General features: G+C 41.4%; 15 protein-coding genes. 7 read left to right on the top strand and 8 right to left on the bottom strand.

Annotation, left to right across the window (positions count from 1 at the left end; genetic code table 11):
- Positions 1-113 precede the first annotated feature (113 nt).
- Together MUN53_RS05315 and MUN53_RS05310 are read right to left on the bottom strand one after the other, a co-directional pair.
- A complete protein-coding gene (locus MUN53_RS05315) occupies positions 114-2,054 on the bottom strand; it encodes a RagB/SusD family nutrient uptake outer membrane protein (protein WP_243323730.1) in 1,941 nt (646 codons plus the stop codon).
- 12 nt (positions 2,055-2,066) lie between these two features.
- Positions 2,067-5,192, bottom strand: a complete 3,126-nt coding sequence (locus tag MUN53_RS05310) for a SusC/RagA family TonB-linked outer membrane protein (RefSeq protein WP_243323727.1) — start codon at positions 5,190-5,192, stop codon at positions 2,067-2,069.
- 1,011 nt (positions 5,193-6,203) lie between these two features.
- On the opposite strand from MUN53_RS05310, the gene MUN53_RS05305 reads away from it, so the two are divergent.
- From MUN53_RS05305 to MUN53_RS05285, 5 genes are read left to right on the top strand one after another with little or no spacing between them, the layout of a single operon-like run.
- A complete protein-coding gene (locus tag MUN53_RS05305; RefSeq protein WP_022455099.1) occupies positions 6,204-7,130 on the top strand; it encodes a Mur ligase family protein in 927 nt (308 codons plus the stop codon).
- Positions 7,127-7,678: a DUF4924 family protein gene (locus tag MUN53_RS05300; RefSeq protein ID WP_243323725.1), complete on the top strand. Its 552-nt coding sequence runs from the start codon at positions 7,127-7,129 to the stop codon at positions 7,676-7,678. Before MUN53_RS05305 ends, MUN53_RS05300 begins: the two co-directional genes overlap by 4 nt.
- Positions 7,679-7,682: 4 nt before the next feature.
- Positions 7,683-8,558 carry a dTDP-4-dehydrorhamnose reductase gene (gene rfbD, locus MUN53_RS05295; protein WP_243323724.1) on the top strand — a complete coding sequence of 292 codons (876 nt, stop codon included), beginning with the start codon at positions 7,683-7,685 and terminating at the stop codon, positions 8,556-8,558.
- Positions 8,559-8,573: 15 nt separating this feature from the next.
- Entirely contained in the window at positions 8,574-10,154 is a 1,581-nt protein-coding gene (locus tag MUN53_RS05290; protein WP_022455102.1) for a peptide chain release factor 3, read from the top strand.
- Between the two features lie 6 nt (positions 10,155-10,160).
- Entirely contained in the window at positions 10,161-11,207 is a 1,047-nt protein-coding gene (locus MUN53_RS05285) for an FAD:protein FMN transferase (RefSeq protein ID WP_243323723.1), read from the top strand.
- 83 nt (positions 11,208-11,290) lie between these two features.
- On the opposite strand, the gene MUN53_RS05280 is transcribed toward MUN53_RS05285, so the two are convergent.
- The 5 genes from MUN53_RS05280 to MUN53_RS05260 all read right to left on the bottom strand — a co-directional run bounded on the left by MUN53_RS05280 (position 11,291) and on the right by MUN53_RS05260 (position 16,613).
- Complete coding sequence (locus MUN53_RS05280) at positions 11,291-11,698, bottom strand: hypothetical protein (RefSeq protein ID WP_022455104.1); 408 nt, start codon at positions 11,696-11,698, stop codon at positions 11,291-11,293.
- Between the two features lie 224 nt (positions 11,699-11,922).
- A complete protein-coding gene (locus MUN53_RS05275; protein WP_022455105.1) occupies positions 11,923-12,939 on the bottom strand; it encodes a 2-oxoacid:ferredoxin oxidoreductase subunit beta in 1,017 nt (338 codons plus the stop codon).
- Between the two features lie 4 nt (positions 12,940-12,943).
- Complete coding sequence (locus MUN53_RS05270) at positions 12,944-14,797, bottom strand: 2-oxoacid:acceptor oxidoreductase subunit alpha (protein WP_243323722.1); 1,854 nt, start codon at positions 14,795-14,797, stop codon at positions 12,944-12,946.
- Between the two features lie 68 nt (positions 14,798-14,865).
- On the bottom strand, positions 14,866-16,080 hold the full coding sequence (locus tag MUN53_RS05265; protein ID WP_022455107.1) for an alanine dehydrogenase: 1,215 nt from the start codon (positions 16,078-16,080) through the stop codon (positions 14,866-14,868).
- 11 nt (positions 16,081-16,091) lie between these two features.
- A complete protein-coding gene (locus MUN53_RS05260; protein ID WP_243323721.1) occupies positions 16,092-16,613 on the bottom strand; it encodes a shikimate kinase in 522 nt (173 codons plus the stop codon).
- 175 nt (positions 16,614-16,788) lie between these two features.
- On the opposite strand from MUN53_RS05260, the gene MUN53_RS05255 reads away from it, so the two are divergent.
- Positions 16,789-17,172, top strand: a complete 384-nt coding sequence (locus MUN53_RS05255; protein ID WP_243323720.1) for a putative quinol monooxygenase — start codon at positions 16,789-16,791, stop codon at positions 17,170-17,172.
- Positions 17,173-17,175: 3 nt separating this feature from the next.
- Positions 17,176-17,823: a ribonuclease H1 domain-containing protein gene (locus tag MUN53_RS05250; protein WP_243323715.1), complete on the top strand. Its 648-nt coding sequence runs from the start codon at positions 17,176-17,178 to the stop codon at positions 17,821-17,823.
- Between the two features lie 436 nt (positions 17,824-18,259).
- On the opposite strand, the gene MUN53_RS05245 is transcribed toward MUN53_RS05250, so the two are convergent.
- Positions 18,260-22,747: a DUF6383 domain-containing protein gene (locus tag MUN53_RS05245; RefSeq protein ID WP_243323714.1), complete on the bottom strand. Its 4,488-nt coding sequence runs from the start codon at positions 22,745-22,747 to the stop codon at positions 18,260-18,262.
- Between the last annotated feature and the right edge of the window lie 21 nt (positions 22,748-22,768).

Below are 22,768 nucleotides of genomic sequence, written 5' to 3'. Positions count from 1 at the left end.
TAAAACGGACAATTTGAACTCAATACTGAATTTGCGATGACTGATTCCTTTCTTTCCCATTGCTTTCTCTTTTTTTGTTAAATGGGTGTAAAGTAAATCTGTAGCATGACAAACTATTCCATACCAGGGTTCTGTATAATAGCTGTATTTCGATTAATTTCATCTCGCTTAATAGGCGCAAAATATAACTTGTCAGTCCATTTCCGGGATTCACGATAAGTCAAATCTGTAACAAAGTACTGATAGTCCCATGTCTCTGCATCCTGAACATATGGAGCTGAAGCTGTTTTTCCCGGTTTTAGACGAGCTACCACAGCTATACCTGTCAATGGTTTTGACATTACTTGAGGAGCAATCATCCAACGACGGATATCATAATAACGAGAATCTTCGTAAGCCAATTCCGAACGACGTTCCAACCGCAAAAACTCACGCAAATTAGCTTGATTGAAAGCTTGATTACGTACAGTCAGTGTAGCTTTGGTATCCGGACGTCCGATACGTGCACGTAATGCATCCAAGTAGTGTACTGCTTCGTCCAATCTGTTCAGTTCAATACAAGCCTCTGCTGCAACTAAGTACATTTCCGCTAAACGAATAAACGGATACGGACAGGTCTGGAACATCGATTCAGATGCTTCAAAAGAAGTATCAATCAATTTCTTTTCCAGATAACCTGTAAAAGATCCATTCCAATCCTCAACAGCTGAACGACGTGTATCAACCCCATTGACTCCCGTAAATGCAATACTTTTAATTGGATTACCAGCAGCATCAAAGGCAACCTGAGCTTCTACCGGACTACCACCGCTTGACAACTCATAGAATCCCATCTGTAAGGTTCCTAGAGGAGTCGGATCAAATACTTGTGAATCTGACGGACGAGGTCTTCCCCATTCAGCGCCATCATAACCAATCGTGGCATAAAAACGTGGCTCACGGTTTAAGTAAGGATTTACGGTGGCTGTTTCACCCGGATTTAACAATGTAGTGTTAAGAGAACCGTCTTCCATTTCAAAAGACATCACCAAATCATTTGAAGGTGTAACACCAGCCCAATTATGATATCCATTTGGCCCATGACAAAGTGCAGCTCTGTTTCTGACATTATTATCTGCATTCTGAGACTTATTAACAAACTGTTTTGCAAAGATCAATTCCGCATTGTTAGTCGTTGCAATTTCATGGAATTTATCTGCTATTTCTTTGACTGTTCCGGCATTACAATCAATTAAGGAATAAACACCGCTATTAATAACTTCTTTTGCATAATTCAATGCAGATTCATACAAAGCATTCCGATCTCCATCATACTGATTACAAGCCAATGTATTGACTGTTCGATCAGCATACAACGGACTAGCTAGATGTAAACACATACGTGCTTTCAATGCAATAGCAGCTCCTTTGGTTGCCCGACCAAGATCAGCCGAAGATACAGTTTCAGGTAACAATGCAATAGCCTGATCCAAATCCGACAAAATAAATTCCAAACATTCTTTCACACTACTTCGCGGCAACGACAAGGTAGAAGCATCTTCAATCGTATAAACTTTGTCAACAATAGGAACACCGCCAAAACCTCTTACCAACTCAGAATACATATAAGCCCTTAAAAAATAAGTTTCTCCCTTCAACATATTCAAGTCGTATCCTACTTTTTCGGGAACATTATCAATATTCTGCAAAATTAAGTTCGCACGATATATTCCTTTATAACTGTTTGTCCATTTAAAAGGACAGTTATCATCATCATACCATTGCAAGTCACTACCAGAAATTGCAGATTCATTGATTGCCTTCACTCCGTAGTTGTGTGTAAAATAAGCATCATCAGTCAAAGCCGTAGTGCTTACTTCATCTGCACCATGTTTAATATAAGCATAAACATCGTTCACAACAGCCTGAACAAGCCCTGCATCAGACCATACAGTTGCTTCATCATATTGATCCTCAGGTGTTAGATCCATAAAATCAGAACAAGAGGTCATTGCAACAGACATGATGAAGCCTAATGAAAGGGTACTGTATATTTTTTTTACTAACTTTCTCATAAATATTATGTATTAGAATGTTGCTTGAATACCAAAATTAATAATTCGTCTCAAAGGATATGCTTCCAAATTGATGTCTCGCTGTTCTGGATCGGCATCTTTTACACCATCAATACAGAACACATTGGTTGCATTTGAATAAATTCTCAATTTACTCAATCCTATTTTTTGCAATACATTATTATGGAATGTATAACCCAATTCAATGTTCTTCAAACGCAAATAATTAGCGTTACGCAAGAAATATGTATTTCGGTTGGTAATCCAATATTGGTTCTCTCGTTCGTAAGTACGAGGACCTGTTGCGTCTGGATTTTCCGGAGTCCAACGTTCATCATAATAGCTTTTCAAGAAATTACCGATCGTACCAGACCAAGTCTGAATATAGACCTGACCACCTGTTGCTCCTTGGAACAAAGCCATCAAATCCCAACCTTTCCAATTCAAACCTAAAGTTAAACCTCCAACAAACCGAGGTTCTTGATTCTTGTCTGAACGAATACGGTCATCAGCATCGATCTTTCCATCGCTATTCACATCCTTAAAGCGGATATCACCTGGCTGTGCACCTTCCCAATGCGGATAAGCATCTACTTCAGCCTGATCACGGAAAATGCCATCAGCAATATAATACAATTCTGTATCAACCGGCATTCCTGTAGAAACTTGATAAGAGGGAACACCTGGGGTTTCATCCCAGAATAAAATTTCATTCTTAGCATACGTCATATTGAATGAAGCAGAATATTCCACTTCACCAATTTTATCATTCCAACCCAATAACATTTCAAAACCACGGTTTTTCATCTTACCAATATTCTCACGAGGCAACGTAATACCCGTAATTTCCGGCAAAGAAGCGTTTCTTGAAATCAACATATTGGTACGTTTATGATAAAATACGTCCCCCTCCAAACTCAAACGATTATCAAGGAATTTAAAATCCAAACCAACATCATAGGTTGTTCCAACCTCCCATGTAATGTCAGGATTTGGAGTACGAGTTGGGTACAAACGTTTATATTCCACGCCTCCGAAAACATTTCCCGCAGTATTAAAACCATAAGTATTCAAATACTGGATAGAACGGTCATAATTACCATCTGCATCCAACAAAGCGTCATTACCTGTCTGAGAAACGGAACCTCTTAATTTAAAATATTCGATAAAACCAATATTGTCTTTCCACCAATTTTCTTCAGATACACGCCATGCAGCCGATACTCCCGGGAAGAAACCGTAACGTTTGTTTTTCGGGAAACGATATGAACCATCAACACGCCATACAAATTCGAATAAGTAACGTTCCAGGTAGTTGTATGATAAACGGCCAAAGTAATTCAAGCGAGATTCATTCCAAGAATAACCATTAGCCTGTATTCCTTCTTCACCTCCCAAATTCAGTTCAGGCTTTGTATCAGAAATGAAACCTTTACGGAAGGCATAAGTCTCTTCATAATGTTTCTTTTGAGCTTCAATACCGAATGTTACGCCAAAAGTATGTTTGTCAAATGTACGGTTATAATCTATCATTAAGTTGGTCATCCAGTCTGTTTGTTCAATATGTTTACGCTCGAGTTGAGGAGATTCCAACCAACGCTTAGCTCCACTCAAACCAGAACTGTCATAGTGTACACCATCCCATGAATACAGATAAACCGGACGCTCAAATTTATGCCGATTCTGGAAATGGACATCATACGAAGCATTACCACGTAAAGAAAGTCCTTCAACCCATGGAATTTTGATATTGACAGATGCATTATTTTGCACATAATAGTCTTTATAATGATCTTTACCTGCCAAGTCTGTACAAGTTACGGCCGGGTTATCTCCACGCTCCAAATCCGGTCCTGGTTCCCCAGTCGGCCAAAATGCCACCTGAGTTGGTTTACCACGACGGATACCTGAGAAAATACTGGACGCCGCCTTCGCTGGATAATTTGTATTCTCAAAGCGAGCCGTTGATCCAATTTGGAAGTTTACATACTGACTGGTCTTGATATCTAAATTGGTTCGGATACTATATTGATCATAACGGTTCTGTGAATTTTTATATAATCCATCTTCACCATTGGCCGCCAGATTCACATAATATTTAACGATATCGGTACCACCGCTCACACCAACATCTGCTCTATAAACAGGAGAAGCATTTTTTAATACGGTATCAAACCAATCTGTATCAGGATGTCCCCATGGATCTTCACCGGTCTGGAATAATCTTAAATCTTCATCAGACCAAGTTCCTGGATTTATTTCATTGACCATGGTCGCATATTCATAAGCATTACACATTTCTGGCAAACGACTCGGTTGAGAGAAACCTGCACTTGCATTAAATGAAACTGTTGGCTTTCCTTCTTTTCCTCGCTTGGTTGTAATCAAGATTACACCATTCGCGGCACGAGCACCGTAAATGGCAGCAGAGGCATCTTTCAATACAGACATGGATTCAATTTCATTCGGGTTCAAACGGTTCATACCACCCCCTCTATCCGGAATACCATCAATAACGATCAACGGATCTTTACTTCCTAATGAGTTAGTACCACGAATGCGAATGGTAGTACCACCCCCTCCTGGTTCATCAGCTGTTTGGAAACCAATGACACCTGGCATACGACCCACCATCGCATTCGTTAAGTTTGAAGTTGGCGAAGCTTTCAATTCTTCTCCGGTTACACTTGCCACAGAACCTGTTACTGTGACTTTCTTCTGCACGCCATAACCAACTACGACAACTTCTTCTAGTTTTTCAGAATCTTCCGATAAAGTAATGTTGAATTCTGTTTTTGTGCCAACTGGCATCTCTATGGATTTATAACCTATATATGAGATTTGTAATATAGCATCAGCTGGAACATCAGGAATGGTAAACTTACCATCCATATCCGTAATGGATCCCAATGTTGTTCCTTTGATGATTACATTTGCCCCAATAATAGGCATACCTGTCTGATCAACAATTACACCAGAAATCATCTTTCCTTGTTGAGTAATTCCGGTCATAGTCCTATCAGAACTAAATCCACCAGCCTGTACACTGACCACTGACAGAGCCGGTAGTAATAGGCATAAGGTAGAAATCTTTGCAATTTTACCTGAATAGAATAAAGGTTGACATTTGTTTTTCATATAATACTATTTATTAGAATAAGGAAAATAATATTAAGAACACACTCCTCATTTTTTAATTTTAGCATTAGCAATAGTTAACAGTTTACTCGTTCTGAGTTAATCCTCATTTTACTTCCCAAAAAGACTTAACATCTTCACTTTTTAAATCCTTTCTATTTCACACTCTTTTAATTTCCACTGAAATACAGATTTATTTCATTTTACTCAACCTCTCGAAACTTTAAAATGAGAAATATCACATCAGTTCTGTTATTCACATCCATCAAATGCTACATTGAGTGCAATTATATGGATATTTTTTCACATTTCAAAAGATTTTTATCACTTTATACAAAAATATTTTTACAACAAAAATTTACGACTTCCACAAATATTATTTACCTAATATTATACAATTGATAATCAGTGTATAAAACGCACATATTATTCTTTTCCATGTAAATGATAAAAAAGCTGACGTATTTTGATGAAAGGCTAGACATGAATTTACCAAAAGGCCAGCATCTTTTTCTACAAAATAAGTGAGAATCGTTAACGATCCTCTTTGAATTTGCATCCGATCCTCGTTTATTTCAGTTACAATCTTCAACCAGATTTATTATAACAATCTTCACCCTCATCACCACTGTCTTTTCACTCTGCCCTTCTCCTCTTAATCCTATTGATAATCTTTAGTCTCCTTTCCAAACAGTTGATAAGGGCTTGTCCCTTTTGAATCTTGAAACAACAATTCACAAACGGATTGACAAATAGACTTCTCCACATAGTGAAGTTTGTTTTTAAATTATTTCATTTAAATAGTAGTGTGCGCACAATAATAAGTTCAAATTAAAAAAGCTAAACGATTTGATAACAAACCATCTCATTACATATCAGCCTTCTTGACATTTTCAGATTAAGAGATCTGCTTAACATTGTGAATAAAGCGCCAGTATACCCATCAAAGATTGAGAAATTAAAAACGAGTGTGAAGATTTTTTCGTACTTTTGCCCTATAAAATCCTAACAATGCGAAAAATTCATTTGATTTCAATCACGGATCCCCTGGTTTTAGAGCTAGCCCATGCTATCCACGACAAAGGATATGAGGTCAGTGTCTCCGGTACCGAAGTTTCTTCGGAACTGGAAGAAGAGTTGGAACAGGATGAAATTACCTGCTTTGGTAACGGATGGTTCCCGGAGAAATTGGCAAAGAATACATATTCGGTGGTACTAGGGAGTAAAGTAACACAAGATAATCCGGAATTTCAGCGCGCGAAAGAGTTGGGGCTGTTAATCCAATCAATACCGGAATTCATATATCAGCGCACAAAGTCAAAAACAAGAGTGGTCATTGCCGGAAGTCGGGGACGAAAGATTATCATCGCTATGATAGCAGCTGCACTGCGCAAGCAAAAAATGGCTTTCGACTATGCTACTACCAGCGAAATACCGGGTTTAGACAAACATCTGCATTTCAGTTATGAAGCTCGTATCGCTCTTATTGAAGGAGATGAACACATCACGTCGGTAATCGAGAAACGCTCTCAATTGGAATTTTATCGTCCGCATATCGCCATCATGACGAACTTGAATTGGGATTCATCTCAAGATCATGACTCTCCGGAAGCTTATATGTCCACTTACCGTTGTTTTTCCACTTCTATTGAACGAGAAGGGAAATTAATTTACTACGGAGGTGACCCTGTCATCGGAGAATTAGTTCAGGATATCCGGAATGACATCACAGCAATCCCGTTTGAAGGACATCCGATCGTTGAAGAAGAAGGGCAGGTTTATCTGGACACCCGGTATGGAAAGTATCCCATCCGGATATTAAATCATCATTTTCTGATCAACATCAATGCTGCCCGTCTGGCATGTCGGCAACTGGGCATCAAAGATGCTGATTTCTATCAGGCTGTATCAGAGTTTACTTTAGCATTATCACTATGATTATTGCCAGACAAAAAAGAAAAGAAAATATATGCGAATACCTGCTGTACATGTGGCAGGTAGAAGATTTGATCCGTGCCAATCATTTTGATATGGACGAAATACGGGATAAAGTCATTGCCCGTTATAACCAGCCGGACGAAGTGAAAGAAGAAATAGCCCGCTGGTATGAAGAACTGATTGAAATGATGCGAAGCGAAGGTGTCAAAGAATCTGGTCACATTCAATTGAACAAGAATGTTATCATAACGCTGACGGATCTGCATTTGCGTCTCCTGAAATCTCCGAAAGAAATGATTTATGGAGCGGCCTATTACAAAACGCTTCCTTATATCGTACAGTTGCGTGCCAAGTCAGGCGGAAACGACATTCCGGAACTGGAAACATGCTTTACTGCCGTATATGGATACCTGATGCTGCGGATGCAAGGAAAGGAAATCAGCGCTGAGACATTGGATGGGATAAAACAAATCAGTTCATTCCTCGCTTTGCTGGCAGAGAAATACAGAGCTGATATGAACGGAGAACTTGAATTAGAAGATGAATAAAGATATGAAAACAGTATTGGTTACCGGAGCAAACGGACAATTGGGAACTTCTATCCGTTGTCTTTCCGGAGCATATAACCGCTTTCAGTTTCTCTTTACAGATGTAGATACATTAGACATCTGCAAAGAAGAAAGTGTGGATGCCTTTATCCAAACGCATCCGGTAGATTACATCCTGAACTGTGCCGCTTATACTGCAGTCGACAAGGCTGAAGAGAACCTGGAACTTTGCGAACAGATCAACCGGGATGCGGTAGCCAATCTGGCTCGGGCCGCCCAAAAGTGCCAGGCGAAAGTTATTCACGTATCAACCGATTATGTATTCGACGGTACATCTTGTATTCCTTACCGGGAAACAGACACGACAAATCCCCAATCGGTATATGGCTCTACCAAAAGAGCCGGAGAAGAGGTTCTGCAGGAGATTTGCCCGGATGCCGTCATTGTCCGGACAGCCTGGTTATATTCCGAGTACGGAAATAATTTTGTCAAGACCATGCTTCGTTTGGGAGCTGAACGTGAGGAGATCCGGGTAGTATTTGATCAGGTGGGAAGTCCTACTTACGCAACCGACTTGGCCATTGCCTTATTATCCATCCTGGAACAAGCCGAACAAGGACAATATCAACCGGGAATCTATCACTTCTCGGATGAAGGTGTTTGTAGCTGGTACGATTTTACAGTCAAGATCATCTCGCTGGCTGGTCTGAAGGCCCGGGTAGTCCCGATCGAATCGAAAGATTATCCAACGAAAGCTGTTCGTCCGCATTTCAGCGTACTGAACAAACAGAAAATCAAATCTTCCTATGGCTTAACAATTCCTCACTGGGAAGAAAGCCTTCGGAAATGTATGGAAAATATGAATGTAATCAAGAAATAAGAAGCACAAAAAGAAATGGGTCAATACTCCGAAGAAATTGAAAGAAGAAGAACATTTGCGATTATCAGTCACCCGGATGCCGGTAAGACAACCCTGACCGAGAAGCTGTTGCTTTTCGGAGGTGCCATTCATGTGGCAGGGGCAGTAAAATCGAACAAGATCAAAAAGACGGCAACGTCCGACTGGATGGAAATCGAGAAACAGCGTGGTATCTCTGTAGCTACCTCTGTCATGGCATTCGATTATGCCGACCATAAGATTAACATTCTGGATACACCGGGTCACCAGGATTTCGCCGAGGATACATTCCGAACACTGACTGCCGTAGATAGTGTCATCATCGTGATTGACGTAGCGAAAGGTGTCGAGGCTCAGACGCGTAAACTGATGGAAGTATGCCGTATGCGGAAAACTCCGGTGATCGTGTTTGTCAACAAAATGGACCGCGACGGTAAAGATCCTTTTGATCTGCTTGATGAAATCGAGGAAGAACTGCATATCAAGGTCCGTCCGTTGAGTTGGCCGATCGATATGGGACAGCGTTTCCGCGGAGTGTATAACATTTACGAACAGAAGCTGAACTTATATACGCCCAGTAAGCAATACGTAACCGAGAATGTCGAATTCAAAGATATCAACAGTCCGGAGCTGGAAAATTACATTGATCCGGCACAGGCAGAGAAATTACGTATGGATCTGGAACTGGTGGAAGGAGTTTATCCAGAATTTGATGTAAACACCTATCTTTCGGGTGATATCGCTCCTGTTTTCTTTGGTTCCGCACTGAATAACTTCGGCGTGAAAGAATTGCTGGATTGCTTCATTCAGATAGCCCCGTCTCCTCGTCCAGTACAAGCAATCGAACGAGTGGTAGATCCTAATGAAGAAGCATTCACTGGATTCGTATTTAAGATCCATGCCAACATGGACCCCAATCACCGCAGTTGTATTGCCTTTGTTAAGATCTGCTCCGGTAAATTCGAACGGAATGTCAACTACAAGCACGTCCGTTTCGGAAAGATGATGCGTTTCAGCAGTCCGACAGCATTCATGGCACAAAAGAAAGAGGTCGTAGATGAAGCATACGCCGGTGATATCGTTGGTCTTCCGGATACCGGTAACTTTAAGATCGGTGATACCCTGACTGCCGGAGAAGACCTGCATTTCAAAGGTCTGCCCAGCTTCTCGCCAGAAATGTTCAAATACATTGAAAATGCAGATCCGATGAAAGCCAAACAGCTGAACAAAGGAATCGAGCAACTGATGGACGAAGGTGTTGCCCAGTTGTTTACCAACCAGTTCAACGGTCGGAAGATTATCGGTACTGTAGGACAGCTGCAATTCGAGGTAATCCAATATCGTCTGTTACACGAATACGGAGCACAATGCCGCTGGGAACCTATCAGTCTGTATAAAGCCTGTTGGATTGAAAGTGACAACGCTGCCATGTTAGAGAACTTCAAGAAACGTAAAGCCCAATATATGGCTTTGGATAAAGAAGGGCGTGATGTTTATCTGGCCGATTCTAATTATGTCTTGATGATGGCACAACAAGACTTTCCGGATATCAAATTCCATTTCACTTCAGAGTTTTAACGACGCATGAAACAGATAACATTAGTAGCGATAAGCCTGTTGGCACTTCTATTGGGAAGCTGCCAGCAGGTTTCTCAATCTTATTACACATATAGCGGTCGGCTGCATACTCCGTATCATATCAAGTATCAATATGACAAGCCGCTCGACAACGAAATCAAGGCAGAACTGGATCGTTTTTATTACCTCTTCAATGCCTTTGATTCCACCTCTATTGTCTCTCAGATCAACCGGAATGAACTGACTCAGGTAGAAGACAGTACTTTCCGTTCGCTTTTTCGTACAGCCATGTTGGTCTCTGCCTATACGAACGGAGCCTACGATATAACCTGTGCCCCGTTGATCAACCTTTGGGGATTCGGTTTCAGTAAACAGGACAGTATTACTCCACAACATATCGACAGTATCAAACAGTTTGTCGGTTATCAGAAAGTTCAGCTTAAAGGCAAGGAGATCGTAAAGGAAGATCCCCGTTTAATCCTGAATTGTTCTTCGCTGGCCGATGGAACGGTATGCGACATGATTGCCGATCTGTTCGACAAAAAAGGTATTCAGAACTACATGATTGAATTTGGAGGCGAGATCGTTACCAAAGGAATCAATCAGCGGGGTGAATACTGGAAACTGGGAATTACCCGTCCGGTAGACGACAGCACAGGCCTGAGTCAGGACTTACAGGCAACAATTCATCTGTGGCCCAAAGGACAAACGGCCGAAACAGCCCGTAACAACGGACGCCGGGGTATGGCTACATCAGGCAATTACCGGAACTTCTACATCAAAGACGGAAAGAAATATGCCCATACCATTGATCCTCGGGAAGGATGTCCGGTACAAAGGGATGTGTTAAGTGCGACAGTAATTGCTCCGACAGCGATGTTGGCTGATGCCTGTGCTACGGCTTGCATGGTATTAGGTTCAAAAGGAGCTGAAGAATTGAAGCAGAAATTGCCCGAAATCGAATATTTCCTGATCTGTTCGGGTGATTCCACCGGATACAATATCATGGAATCGTCCGGTTTTTCGAAGTATTTGATTTCCATGAATCCATAATCGAAAATAACCCGGTATGGGTCCTCTACACAAAAGAGACGAATACCGGGTTATATATATTTCCATACGGAATTAAGACCAGGTTAAGGTTCCATCTTCAGAAGCTCCAAGACTTCATACACACCATCATATTCAGCCGCAAAACCTTCATCCGATTTACCCAAATACTTGACCTTCATCTCTACCCGCACAGGTGTATAGTTTTTCATTCCATCAGGAACAACCCGTTCATACTCCTGCTGAACAGTACCGGAACGGTCAATAAACCAATATTCCACCGAATCCCCATCCATAACGAAAGAACGGACTTCATGCCCGATAACTAACTTTCCTGTAACGACTGAGATTGAATCGTCTGTTGTAATCGTCTCTTCAGTCAATACATCTTTTACTGGATAATCAAGACCTTGTACAGTTTTCCCTTGTTCCCGATTTGTACAGGCTATACAGGTGGCGAATATCACCATCCATCCAAAACTTTTCTTTACCATAACACACACTCTCCTTTTTAATAAACATTTGTCTAGCCGGCATAGCAAATAAATAAATACTTTCTCTCTTTGCTTTCATTATAATGAACAATTGCAAATATAGAAAAATATTTTATCGCGACCTTTACTTCCACAAAAAATTACAGGTAAATGAAAAAAGGTGCGATAAATCCTCATCGAAAAGGAGTTTATCGCACCTAGCTACATTTATCTGACCAGATGAACTACTTAATTTCCCAAGTCTCACCACTTCTCAGGAACTGATCCAGTGTGCGGCTTGGCATCTTTTCCTGTACTTCCTTCAACTGTTCGTGAACGGCTTCATCGTATGTAGGAGCGTCCACATCACGAATAATACCCAAAGCTACCGGCATATCACCACCCATCATAGCCAACATCATGTGCAGGGTATTGTCTTTACAGTGGGCATCATGAACCAGCACATCATCCAATGTATAACCATCCTGACCGATAGTAACTGATTTCAGTTTCAGTCCATCCAAAACGATACCTTTATCGTTGTTGGCTCCGTAGATCATCTTTTCACCGTGACGCAAGAAGATCGTCCGATCTGCCCGGAATTCCTTATCGGTGATCTGCTTGTGGATACCGTTGTTGAAGATCACACAATTGACCAATACTTCCGTTACAGAAGCTCCTTTATGACGAGCCGAAGCCGCCAGGATCTCTGTCGTATTCTTCAAATCCACATCGATGGCACGGGCAAAGAAGTTACCCCGTGCGCCCAAAGCCAGTTCTGCCGGGATAAACGGATCTTCTACCGTTCCGTAAGGAGAACTCTTAGAAACGAATCCACGATCGGATGTAGGAGAATATTGCCCTTTCGTCAGTCCGTAAATCTTATTGTTGAACAAAACGATATTCAAGTCGATATTACGACGTACAGCATGGATGAAGTGGTTACCACCAATTGCCAGACAGTCGCCATCACCGGTAATCAACCATACGCTCAAGTCCGGACGAGCCGTCTTAACACCTGTAGCGATTGCCGCTCCACGACCGTGAATGGTATGGAATCCATATGTATTCATGTAGTAAGGCAGACGGGATGAACAGCCAATACCTGAAATGACAGCCATATTGTGTGGCGCAACACCTACCTCTGCCATCGCTTTATGTAAACAATTTAATACGGCATGGTCACCACATCCCGGACACCAGCGAACGTACTGATCGCTTTTATAATCTTTCGGTTGATATTTTATTTCTTCTGTTGCCATTATCTTATGCCTCCAATATTTTAGTAAATTCTTCTACCAGACGAGATACAATGAACGGCTGACCTTTGATACGGTCGAACTTATACGGATTGAAATCGTCTACTTTACTTCTCAGATAGTTGGCAAACTGTCCGTTGTTCTGCTCAGCTACCACGACTTTCTTATACTTCTTCAATACCTCAGCTGTATTCTTCGGCAGCGGATTGATAAACTTGAAGTGTGCCAATGCCACTTTCTTGCCTTGCTCTTGCATCGTTTCCATGGCTTCATACAAATGACCGTATGTTCCGCCCCAGCCTACGATCAGCAGATCAGCATCCTCATCTCCTACAACTTCCAGTTCAGGGATATAATCAGCGATCTTATCGATCTTAGCCTGACGTGCCTTCACCATACGCTGGTGGTTCATCGGATCTGTAGAAATGGCACTTGTGTCATAGTCTTTTTCCAGACCACCCAAACGATGGGTAAATCCTTCTGTACCTGGGATAGCCCAATAACGAACCAAGCTTTCCGGATCGCGGCGATAAGGTTTCCATGGCTTATCTTCGTGATAATTGGTAATATAATTCGGTTTGATTTCCGGATATTTATCCAATTCCGGCAAACGCCATGCAGAAGAGCCGTTGGCAATAAAGGCATCTGTCAGCAAGATAACCGGTGTCATATGTTCAACAGCCAGCTTTCCTGCCCAGAATGCAGCATCGAAACAGTCGGTCGGTGTGCAAGCTGCCAAAACAACAGCCGGACATTCACCGTTACGTCCATACAATGCCTGCATCAAGTCGGTCTGTTCTGACTTCGTCGGCATACCTGTTGACGGACCACCACGCTGTACATCAATTACAACCAGAGGAACCTCTGCTATCACTGCCAGACCAATTGCCTCACTCTTCAAGGCCAGACCCGGACCTGAAGTAGAAGTTGCAGCCAAGCAACCGGCAAAGCTGGCTCCGATAGCCGTACAAACACCGGCGATCTCATCTTCTGCCTGTACCGTAATTACACCTAAATCCTTACGTTTGGATAATTCATGCAAAATATCCGTAGCCGGAGTGATCGGATAACTACCCAAGAAAAGACGTAACCCGGCTTTTTCTGCAGCAGCAATCAATCCGTATGAAGTAGCCTTGTTTCCATTGACATCCATATATGTACCCGGAAGCGCTTTCTTGCTTTCAATACGATAGGTTGAAACACTGGCGTGGATATTATGTCCGTAGTTGTAACCGTCGGTCAACGCCTTGATATTAGCCTGGGCAATCACCGGTTTCTTAGCGAACTTGTTCTGAAGCATGTGCATAGCTTCGTCGAGTGGGCGTTCGAACAACCAGCATACCAGACCCAAAGCGAACATATTCTTGCAGCGCAATGCTGATTTATTGTCTAAACCGAAATCAGTCAGGCCATCACGCACCATGGTAGAAATAGGTGCTGCTACTACCTGTACTTGAGTCAATCCTAATTCTTTAAACGGATCATCGGTCGTGTAAAGGGCTTTTTCCAGGTCGCTTTTCTGGAACGAATCCGTATCAATCAAGACAATGGCGTTAGGTTTGATGTGCTTCACATTAACCTTCAAAGCTGCCGGATTCATCGCAACCAATACGTCAGCTTTTTCACCAGGGGTAAAGATTTTCTTAGATCCCAAATGTACCTGGAACCCAGAAACACCGCTCAATGTTCCTTGCGGAGCTCTCACTTCTGCCGGATAATCGGGGAATGTAGAGATTTCATTTCCGAATACAGCCGACAGATTTGAAAAGATAGTACCTGTCAACTGCATTCCGTCTCCTGAATCACCAGAGAAACGTACCACTACCTTTTCTAATGTCGTTACTTTTGTTTGTTCTGTCATGATATTTTTCACTTAATCGCTGTTATCAATTAAAGACCTACAAAGAAAATAAGAAAGAATGAAATTTCCTAAAAAGCGGTCAAATAGATATCAATATTATTTGATCGGAGATTAAAATGATTGGATATGTAATCATTTACCGGCTTTCCGGAATATAGATAAATTCCCTGTTTGACTCCGGGATGATACTGGATCAAGGCCTTCAGACTTCCCATATCTCCTATTTCCGTCAGCAAGGGAACAAGTAGGTTGCTGAATGCCATCGACGCAGTCCGGGCCACATAGTTACTGATAAAGGGCTTGCAGAAATGCAAGACTCCGTGCTGCTCAAAGATTTCCGGATCAACAGCCGACAAACAGCAGGTTGTTTCAAAACAACCACCCTGATTCATCCTGAGGTCAATGATCAAAGCTCCTTTCTTCATGGTCTCGATCAATCCTTCTGCTATCACATAGCGGTGTTGTGGATGGTCGTTGTGCAATGCCCCGATCACAACATCGGCACTCTGAAAAGCATTCCTCAACACATTCGGATGAAAATTGGAAGTAAACAAAGAAGCTCCCAGCGTACGCTGAATCTGACGTAAGCGCTGGATATTATTGTCGAACACTTTCACCGACGCACCTAATGCCAGAGCAGCCCGAGCCGCATTAGTTCCGGCATTCCCGGCTCCGATAATGACAACCTCAGTGGGCGACACACCAGCAACACCTCCCAACAAGATTCCCTTGCCTCCATGATTATTGCTCAACAGATCGGATGCAATACTGATCGATGCATAGCCTTCAATTTCGGCCATGGCACTCATGATGGGCTGATAGAGCAGCTTTTCATCCTTCAGAAAATCGTATGCCAAGGCCGTAATCCGTTTATTCATCAGTACCTGATAAGTTTCTGCTGTCAGTTGCCGGAGCGGAACAAACGAAAAGACGCTGCTCCGTGGACGCATCAAAAGGGCTTCTTCGGGCAATAAAGGTAGGATTTTGACGATCAGATCAGCCTGAAAGATTTCTGCGGGTGTCGCTACAATCTCTGCTCCCGCTTCCGAATAATGGTTGTCTGAATAATTAATTCCCAATCCGGCTCCGCTTTCTACATAAACGTGATGACCATAGCTTGTCAGAATCTCTACTGATTCGGGCGTGAGGGCTACCCGTTTTTCTCCCCGGTTCCGTTCCTTGGGAACCCCAATGACCAGCGTATTCTTCATTTTACCCAATTCCTGTAATAATTCCTGGGGAATGTAGAATTGTTGCGACGGGTTGTCTGTTGTGTTTTTCATATCCAACGGATTTATAATAATTCCACCAATTTATCGGTGATTGTCTGTATATCCTGCTCTGTCATCATCTGTTCGGCATCAAAGACAATCTGTGCTTGCTCATAGAAAGGACGACGGTTCTCCAAGCTGTCAGCAATAAACTGTTTCAGTTCTTCACCGCTCCGGTTCTGGAGGACCGGACGGGTCTGCTTGCAGACTTCCAACCGATTGGCAAGCTCATCAACTGATACTTTCAGATAGACGGTTGTTCCCGCATCGTTCATAAACTCCATGTTGTCGAAGAAGCAAGGAGTTCCACCACCGGTCGATACCAATACATCTTCGAATGAGGCAACTTCGTGCAGCATCCGCCGTTCTATATCGCGGAATGCATCTTCACCTCTTTCTGCAAATAGCTGGCGTATTTCTTTATGATAACGCCCTTCGATATAGTAGTCCAGGTCAATAAATGAGAGATTCAGTTGCTTCGACAGCTTCTTTCCAACAGTTGTCTTACCGGCTCCCATATATCCCATTAGAAAAATACGTTTCATTTTGTTGTCCTTTGAATTTATGCAAAAATAGATTTTTTTTCCAATAGCCTCAAAGTTTATTCGTCCGAATTTGACAAACTTAGCCGTGATGTCTTTCCTGGCTTTCGAATCGGTTTGTGTATCTGGTAAAATTTTAGTAACATTGCAATCATTTCGTTTTCATAATATATGAGCTATGAAGAAGCATTTCTGTCAAACTGCGCTCCTGTCGGTTGTCTTTTTGCTATTCGATCATCCTTTATCGATAGCAGAAGAGGCTGATAGACCGGTAATCATAACGGCTAAACTTTTTGTAAAGGAAGAATACAAAGAGGCTTTTAAGCAAAGGGTTAAGCCCTTAATTGAAGCAACCCGAAAAGAAGAAGGTTGCCTCAGATACGAATTTTATCAGGATGCTTCTGATCCAACGATTTTTTTCTTTTATGAAGTCTATAAAAATCCGGAGGCACAGACTTTTCACGGGAGACAGACCTATCTGGAAGAATTCAAACAGGATCGTAAAGTCATGCTGAAACAACCTCCTGTAACAACGATCTACGACGCGACTCAACGAAAATAGGCTATGGGAAAAACAAGGAAATATTATGTGGTCTGGCAAGGTCTACATCCGGGTGTGTACAACAACTGGGAAGACTGTAAAGAACAGGTAGAAGGACAGTCGGGTGCCAAATACAAGGCCTTTGAAAGTCGGGAGGCTGCCGAAGAAGCATTTGCCAATGGATACGAGAGTTATATCCAAAAGAATCCGACTCCGAAGATGGTCTTTGAAAAGATGATGAAAGAGAAAACACCGGTCATCGGACGACCTATCAATAACAGTCTTGCCGTGGATGCCGCCTGTAGCGGAAATCCGGGAGATATGGAATACCGCGGTGTCTATACGGCTACCGGACAGGAAATTTTCCGGGTCGGACCAATGCCGAAAGGGACAAATAACGTTGGTGAATTTCTGGCCCTCGTCCACGGATTGGCTTTGCTCAAACAAAGAAATTGTTCCATCCCGATCTATTCGGACAGCCGGAACGCGATCTCTTGGGTAAAGAACAAGAAATGCAAGACCTTGCTGGAACGTTTGCCCGAAAACGAACCGATATTCGATCTGATTGCCCGTGCCGAAAAATGGCTACAGGAAAATACATATACAACCCCTATCTACAAATGGGAAACGTCTGCTTGGGGAGAAATCCCAGCCGACTTCGGAAGGAAATAAAGATAAATAATTGACTTATAATTTCAATCGTCAATTGTTCATTATCCATTAATAAAAATCCCCGCTATCCGAAATAGAATAGCAGGGATTCCACACTTTTGAGATTCCACGTTTACCCTTCACAAGGTTACTGGTAGAACATAAACTTTATATTACACTATTATTAATACTAACGCCACCTGTTCGCCTTCGCAGGGTACTTGGCCTTTTCCTTTGATTCTTCGCCCTGAAGGACGAAGCTTTGGATGGCTTGCGTGGACTATTAACTTTTTATATTAATCTATTTATTAACGCCACTTTCGCTCTCACGAGGTACTTATTCTACCGGCTGACTAGTGCCGGAGGTGACCAATTAATTTTATTATATCTTACATTGCGATGGGATTTCTCCCACCGCAATTTTATGAATTGTCAATTGTTAATCTTCAATTGTCAATTATTTTACTACTACCTTGAAGCTTTCGCCGTCAACTGATACTACTACGATACCAGCCGGAGCAGCGATTGTAGCGTTGTCTGAAGAAACTACTTCGTTAGCAACTACCTTACCTAAGATTGTGCTTACGATTACGTTCTTACCTTCAGCACCCTTAACTACTACAGCTCCGTCAACACCTGCAACTACTACGCTTGAAGTAGAGATTTCTTCGTTAGCTGTAGCGGCATTTTCAGTTTCTGACATACCAAAAATTGTAGCTTGGTTCAAACCTTCGTGAATTGGTTCTCCTTCTAAGTTGTTGTGATCGCCATTGTTAGTATAGTTCTTGCGTAATACAGGAATGTTACCATCCAAGCCTACCCAAGCACCTTCGAAACCACCAATCTTAGCTTTTCCATCTTTTCCATCTTCATTATCAAAAGATTCCATCAAGAAGTCTTCATGACCAAATTCAGTACCTTCAGTTGGACCTGTAATATCATCTTCAGTATAACGGAATGACCATACAAAGTTACGATGCTTACTATCCAAGAATTTAACATCAATCAAGTTCTTATCGATAGCTTCTTTCAACTTCTTAGGATTAATATATCCATGACCTTCGTCACCTTGTCCTTTAACGTTAGTGCTAATATCACGAATATCATCCAATGTTATACTATGAAGAACATATACAACTTCAGTATCTTCAGTCGGAACTGATCCTGCAAAATACTTATCAGCACCTTCTTTAGCCAATTCTTCTTTTGTAAAGTTCATATGAACACCTTCAACAAAGCCCAAACGTACACGATTATTATATTTGAATTTGCTAGCTTCGTCCAATTTATTCAACCCGTTATATTTAGCTACAGAGTCGTTGAAGTTAACCAACATACGGCCTGATACATAACCATTGTAATATACAAAGTGATCCATATCATCTTTTTCAGCAGCATCTTTATCTGCGAAATAACCATGACCCGGCATTTCCAGATAATCTTCACAATAGAAACCATCAGCTACTGAGTCATTAGCAACCCACAACATGTACTGAGGCATTGGTATTGGTGATACTGGAGAAGTAACAACACCATCAGCATACATGGCAGTTGTCTTACCTGCTGCCGGCTTGATACCTTCTGAAGTCATACCCAAATAGTTTACATCCTTGCGCCAAGTCAGAGAAGTAGCAGTTGTATACTGGTTCTTTGACATTTCAAACAGTTTCTGCTTAACATCACCCATACCATCACGCTTGTAAATATCGATATTACCATTTACATCACGCACTTCTTCTACTGGTTTGTAAAGCGGACGGATATTAGTTTCCAATGTAAATGCTGTGAAGTCTTTATTCCACTGGTTATCCATGTCATAAGCATACAACTTATCCGGATCATTTACCATTTCCAAAATCTGCCAACCGTTTTCAATGAATTTACGACCATCCCAAAGTTTTGTGCCTTTAACATCTACCAAGTCTGAAATTTCAGTATCCAAGATATTCGGCTGATAGAAAATATCATTATTCAAATTAACTGCATTAGCTGCCTTATCTCCCTTCACATTATCCAAACCACGAGCATCAACCAAGATGTAGGCTTCTTTTGTGCGATCAACATTCACTTCATTTGATTTCAGATAGAATTCTGCGATCTTCACCTTCTGACCATCAACTTGATCCAGCGTACGAACAGCATAACGTTGATTGTTTGTATTATCATCAATTACACAAACATATTTACGGTTGTTATCCACTGTATTGTTGTCGCGAACTTTCAATGCATAAACAGTTCTTACCAACTGCGGTAATTTCTTACCATCTGCATATGTAACATCTTTACCATAGCCATATTCATCAGTAGCGATCTTTTCAATCTCGAACAAGCTCTGTGTTTCATTACCTGAAATGTTATCCGGATTTGTTACGGCCAAATATTTATCAGGATTTTCGAACAAATATTTGAATGTATTTGTCTGTTCTTCATCAGATGTCTTATCATTATAACGCAAGTAATAAGGATGTTCTGCAGAATAAGCTAAAAATTCTGTCGTATCCTTCATTTCATACATACCCAATTCTGCATAGCCATGGAACTGGTCTGTCAAAGCAGCTTCATTTTCAACAGCTTTAACAACCAAAGTATCACCACAAGAGAATGCATTCTTTGTGAACTTACCATCCGTTTTAGCTACATTGTAGTAATCACGATGATTGATCAAGTAAACTGCACCATCCTCTGTTGTGTATAATTGACCTTGGAATACAGGAGCACCCTCTACACCATATTCACGGTTATAAATAGCCACTTCCGGAGTTTTGTTTACATTTACTTCGCCATCAGTTACTTGGCAACGAATTTGCTTAACAACCCATTGAGTTGCAGGCATATTGTTGAAGTCCTGATTTTCATTTTCTGCTGTATAAATCAAACGACCAACATGGTTGTATGCCAAATAAGAACCGTTTTTACGAGCAGCATTACCTGTATATGTCTTATTTGTCTTCAAGTTGATGAAGTACAAGCCATCAGCCACAGTTGTACGTGCCAAATAGTCTGGAGTATAGTTGTACGCCAAACGCAACCACTGCGTACCATCATTTGCCTTGAAATCTGCCAAGATACCTTCATACAGTCCATTGTATGTCAAAGTAGTAGCACTAATATTAACATCCGACGGTACATATTGAGCAGTCATAACAGAATATTTGCTGTAATTGGCATCGGCACCGTTGGTTACATAAGCAGGATTATCACCAGCTACACGCCATTGATTTGTACCTGCGTCCGATCCGTTCCACATCAATCTTTCTGCCAAATCTGGCTCTGTAAATGTTGGATAGCCAAGTGCAGTCATATCAAACTTAGGAGCAGCAGCATATTTATTGTCAGAAATATTCAAAGCGTTCGGACTACCAACTGTCAAGTAAGCTTGTACATCAGCAGCTGCCGGACCAATATTCTGTGCATACAAAGCAACCGGAACTCCTGCAGCTTTATTATATGCCTGAGCTTGTGATGAACTTGGTGTTCCAGTAAATGCAGTTCCCTTATTTACAGTGTTAAAATAATATGCAGGTGAGTTTACTAACATATCATTTTCGTAAGTACTGCGTGAAGCATTTAACGGTTCGAATACCAAACTATCATTTGTTGCATAATAAGTAACCTTCCAGTGGTAACGAGCTATATCTGCATCCATAGCACCCTCATAATTTTCCAAATCATCGTAAGGGTAACCTGCTACGACCAAAGAATTATAGTTTCCTCCTTGTCCTGCTTCATACAATTTGGTCCAAACTTTCAAATAAGTATCTGTTGCTGCATCCATGTTCTTAAACAAGATGTTGTAACCAGCATATGCATTCGCATTAGAACCTGTTGTTGGACCAAAATTTGCAGTTGCAGTTGTTGCTGCAATTGTCTTTTTAGTTGGATCGAAATTGCGACGGTCTAACACATCAAAAGGACTTTCTACAGCCAACCAAGTTGAATCGAATGGATTGTTGTAAACAGTCAACGCTTCATCAGAGTTATGTTTGAAAATTGTATATTTAAAACCCTTCTTATTTTCAACATTTTCTCTTTTATAACCTGGAGTAGTTGATTGAGCTGTAAAATCTAATGTTCCTTTTCCATCCAATACTGAATTCACCTCAGCTGCAGTTAAAACCTTAGCACCTGCAACAACCGGACGAATGTGTAATAATGAAAGATTTCTTTCATTATCAAACAAAGCTGCGTCCTGAAAATCTTTAGCAGAAGCTTTAATCGTCCTTACATAAAGTTGATCATGATCATAAGCAGCAGCAGAAGGTAATTTAACCATAGCTAAAGCCATGATTGAATCTTGAGCTGCAGCCTTGTTTCCAGCGTGGAAATGTGTATAAAGTAATTTATGTTTGAACCGATCTGTAGTTTGTTCTTCATACGAATTCCAAGACCACTGAGTAGCACAACCTCTCACTACTGTAGGATCAAGATCGAATTTTTCATTCGATAAATAACGTAACATTCCAGCTTGGAACTCTGTTGTATTTACATTATTATCTAAATTGCGAAGTTGATCAGCAGTCAATACTTGAGCATCAGTATGGTCTAAAGTCAGCGTATAACCTGTTTCCTTGTTTGTAAATTGGTAATAACCACCATTTACATCTTGACCAGTACGTTCAATTTTCCACAAAGAATGAGACAAAGTAGCATCCTGGATTGGCTTAACTGCTAAATACAAACGACCTGTTGAATAATCACGTTCTTGAGTCAACACATAAGTAACGGAGTTAGCAGCAGCATCATTACCCATATTAACGGTCAACTGATACCACTTATCGCTCTCTATGTTCTTTACACCAAAAATACCCTGGTCCAAAGAAGCACTCTTCACGAACTGCGAACGATAAGGAATCTCACCATTGCCGCTATGAGCATTCTGAGCCACTACCGGGAATGAGCCAGCCAGCAAAGCGGCGGCCATCAAAGTAGAAAACTTTTTGTTCATAATGAATAAAATTAATTGTTA

Source organism: Parabacteroides faecalis (genome assembly GCF_022809355.1).
In the GTDB taxonomy this organism is placed as follows: domain Bacteria; phylum Bacteroidota; class Bacteroidia; order Bacteroidales; family Tannerellaceae; genus Parabacteroides; species Parabacteroides faecalis.
The sequence above is the reverse complement of the archived record's forward strand: the minus strand, read 5'-3'. Positions and strand labels throughout refer to the sequence as shown.

What these genes read in the sequence shown, in the direction of transcription:
- MUN53_RS05250 (WP_243323715.1), top strand. Translation starts at nt 17,176, where the DNA reads ATGGGAAAAACAAGGAAATATTATGTGGTCTGGCAAGGTCTACATCCG.
- MUN53_RS05270 (WP_243323722.1), bottom strand. Translation starts at nt 14,797, where the DNA reads ATGACAGAACAAACAAAAGTAACGACATTAGAAAAGGTAGTGGTACGT.
- MUN53_RS05310 (WP_243323727.1), bottom strand. Translation starts at nt 5,192, where the DNA reads ATGAAAAACAAATGTCAACCTTTATTCTATTCAGGTAAAATTGCAAAG.
- MUN53_RS05260 (WP_243323721.1), bottom strand. Translation starts at nt 16,613, where the DNA reads ATGAAACGTATTTTTCTAATGGGATATATGGGAGCCGGTAAGACAACT.
- MUN53_RS05300 (WP_243323725.1), top strand. Translation starts at nt 7,127, where the DNA reads ATGATTATTGCCAGACAAAAAAGAAAAGAAAATATATGCGAATACCTG.
- MUN53_RS05265 (WP_022455107.1), bottom strand. Translation starts at nt 16,080, where the DNA reads ATGAAAAACACAACAGACAACCCGTCGCAACAATTCTACATTCCCCAG.
- MUN53_RS05285 (WP_243323723.1), top strand. Translation starts at nt 10,161, where the DNA reads ATGAAACAGATAACATTAGTAGCGATAAGCCTGTTGGCACTTCTATTG.
- rfbD (WP_243323724.1), top strand. Translation starts at nt 7,683, where the DNA reads ATGAAAACAGTATTGGTTACCGGAGCAAACGGACAATTGGGAACTTCT.
- MUN53_RS05280 (WP_022455104.1), bottom strand. Translation starts at nt 11,698, where the DNA reads ATGGTAAAGAAAAGTTTTGGATGGATGGTGATATTCGCCACCTGTATA.
- MUN53_RS05305 (WP_022455099.1), top strand. Translation starts at nt 6,204, where the DNA reads ATGCGAAAAATTCATTTGATTTCAATCACGGATCCCCTGGTTTTAGAG.
- MUN53_RS05245 (WP_243323714.1), bottom strand. Translation starts at nt 22,747, where the DNA reads ATGAACAAAAAGTTTTCTACTTTGATGGCCGCCGCTTTGCTGGCTGGC.
- MUN53_RS05275 (WP_022455105.1), bottom strand. Translation starts at nt 12,939, where the DNA reads ATGGCAACAGAAGAAATAAAATATCAACCGAAAGATTATAAAAGCGAT.
- MUN53_RS05315 (WP_243323730.1), bottom strand. Translation starts at nt 2,054, where the DNA reads ATGAGAAAGTTAGTAAAAAAAATATACAGTACCCTTTCATTAGGCTTC.
- MUN53_RS05290 (WP_022455102.1), top strand. Translation starts at nt 8,574, where the DNA reads ATGGGTCAATACTCCGAAGAAATTGAAAGAAGAAGAACATTTGCGATT.
- MUN53_RS05255 (WP_243323720.1), top strand. Translation starts at nt 16,789, where the DNA reads ATGAAGAAGCATTTCTGTCAAACTGCGCTCCTGTCGGTTGTCTTTTTG.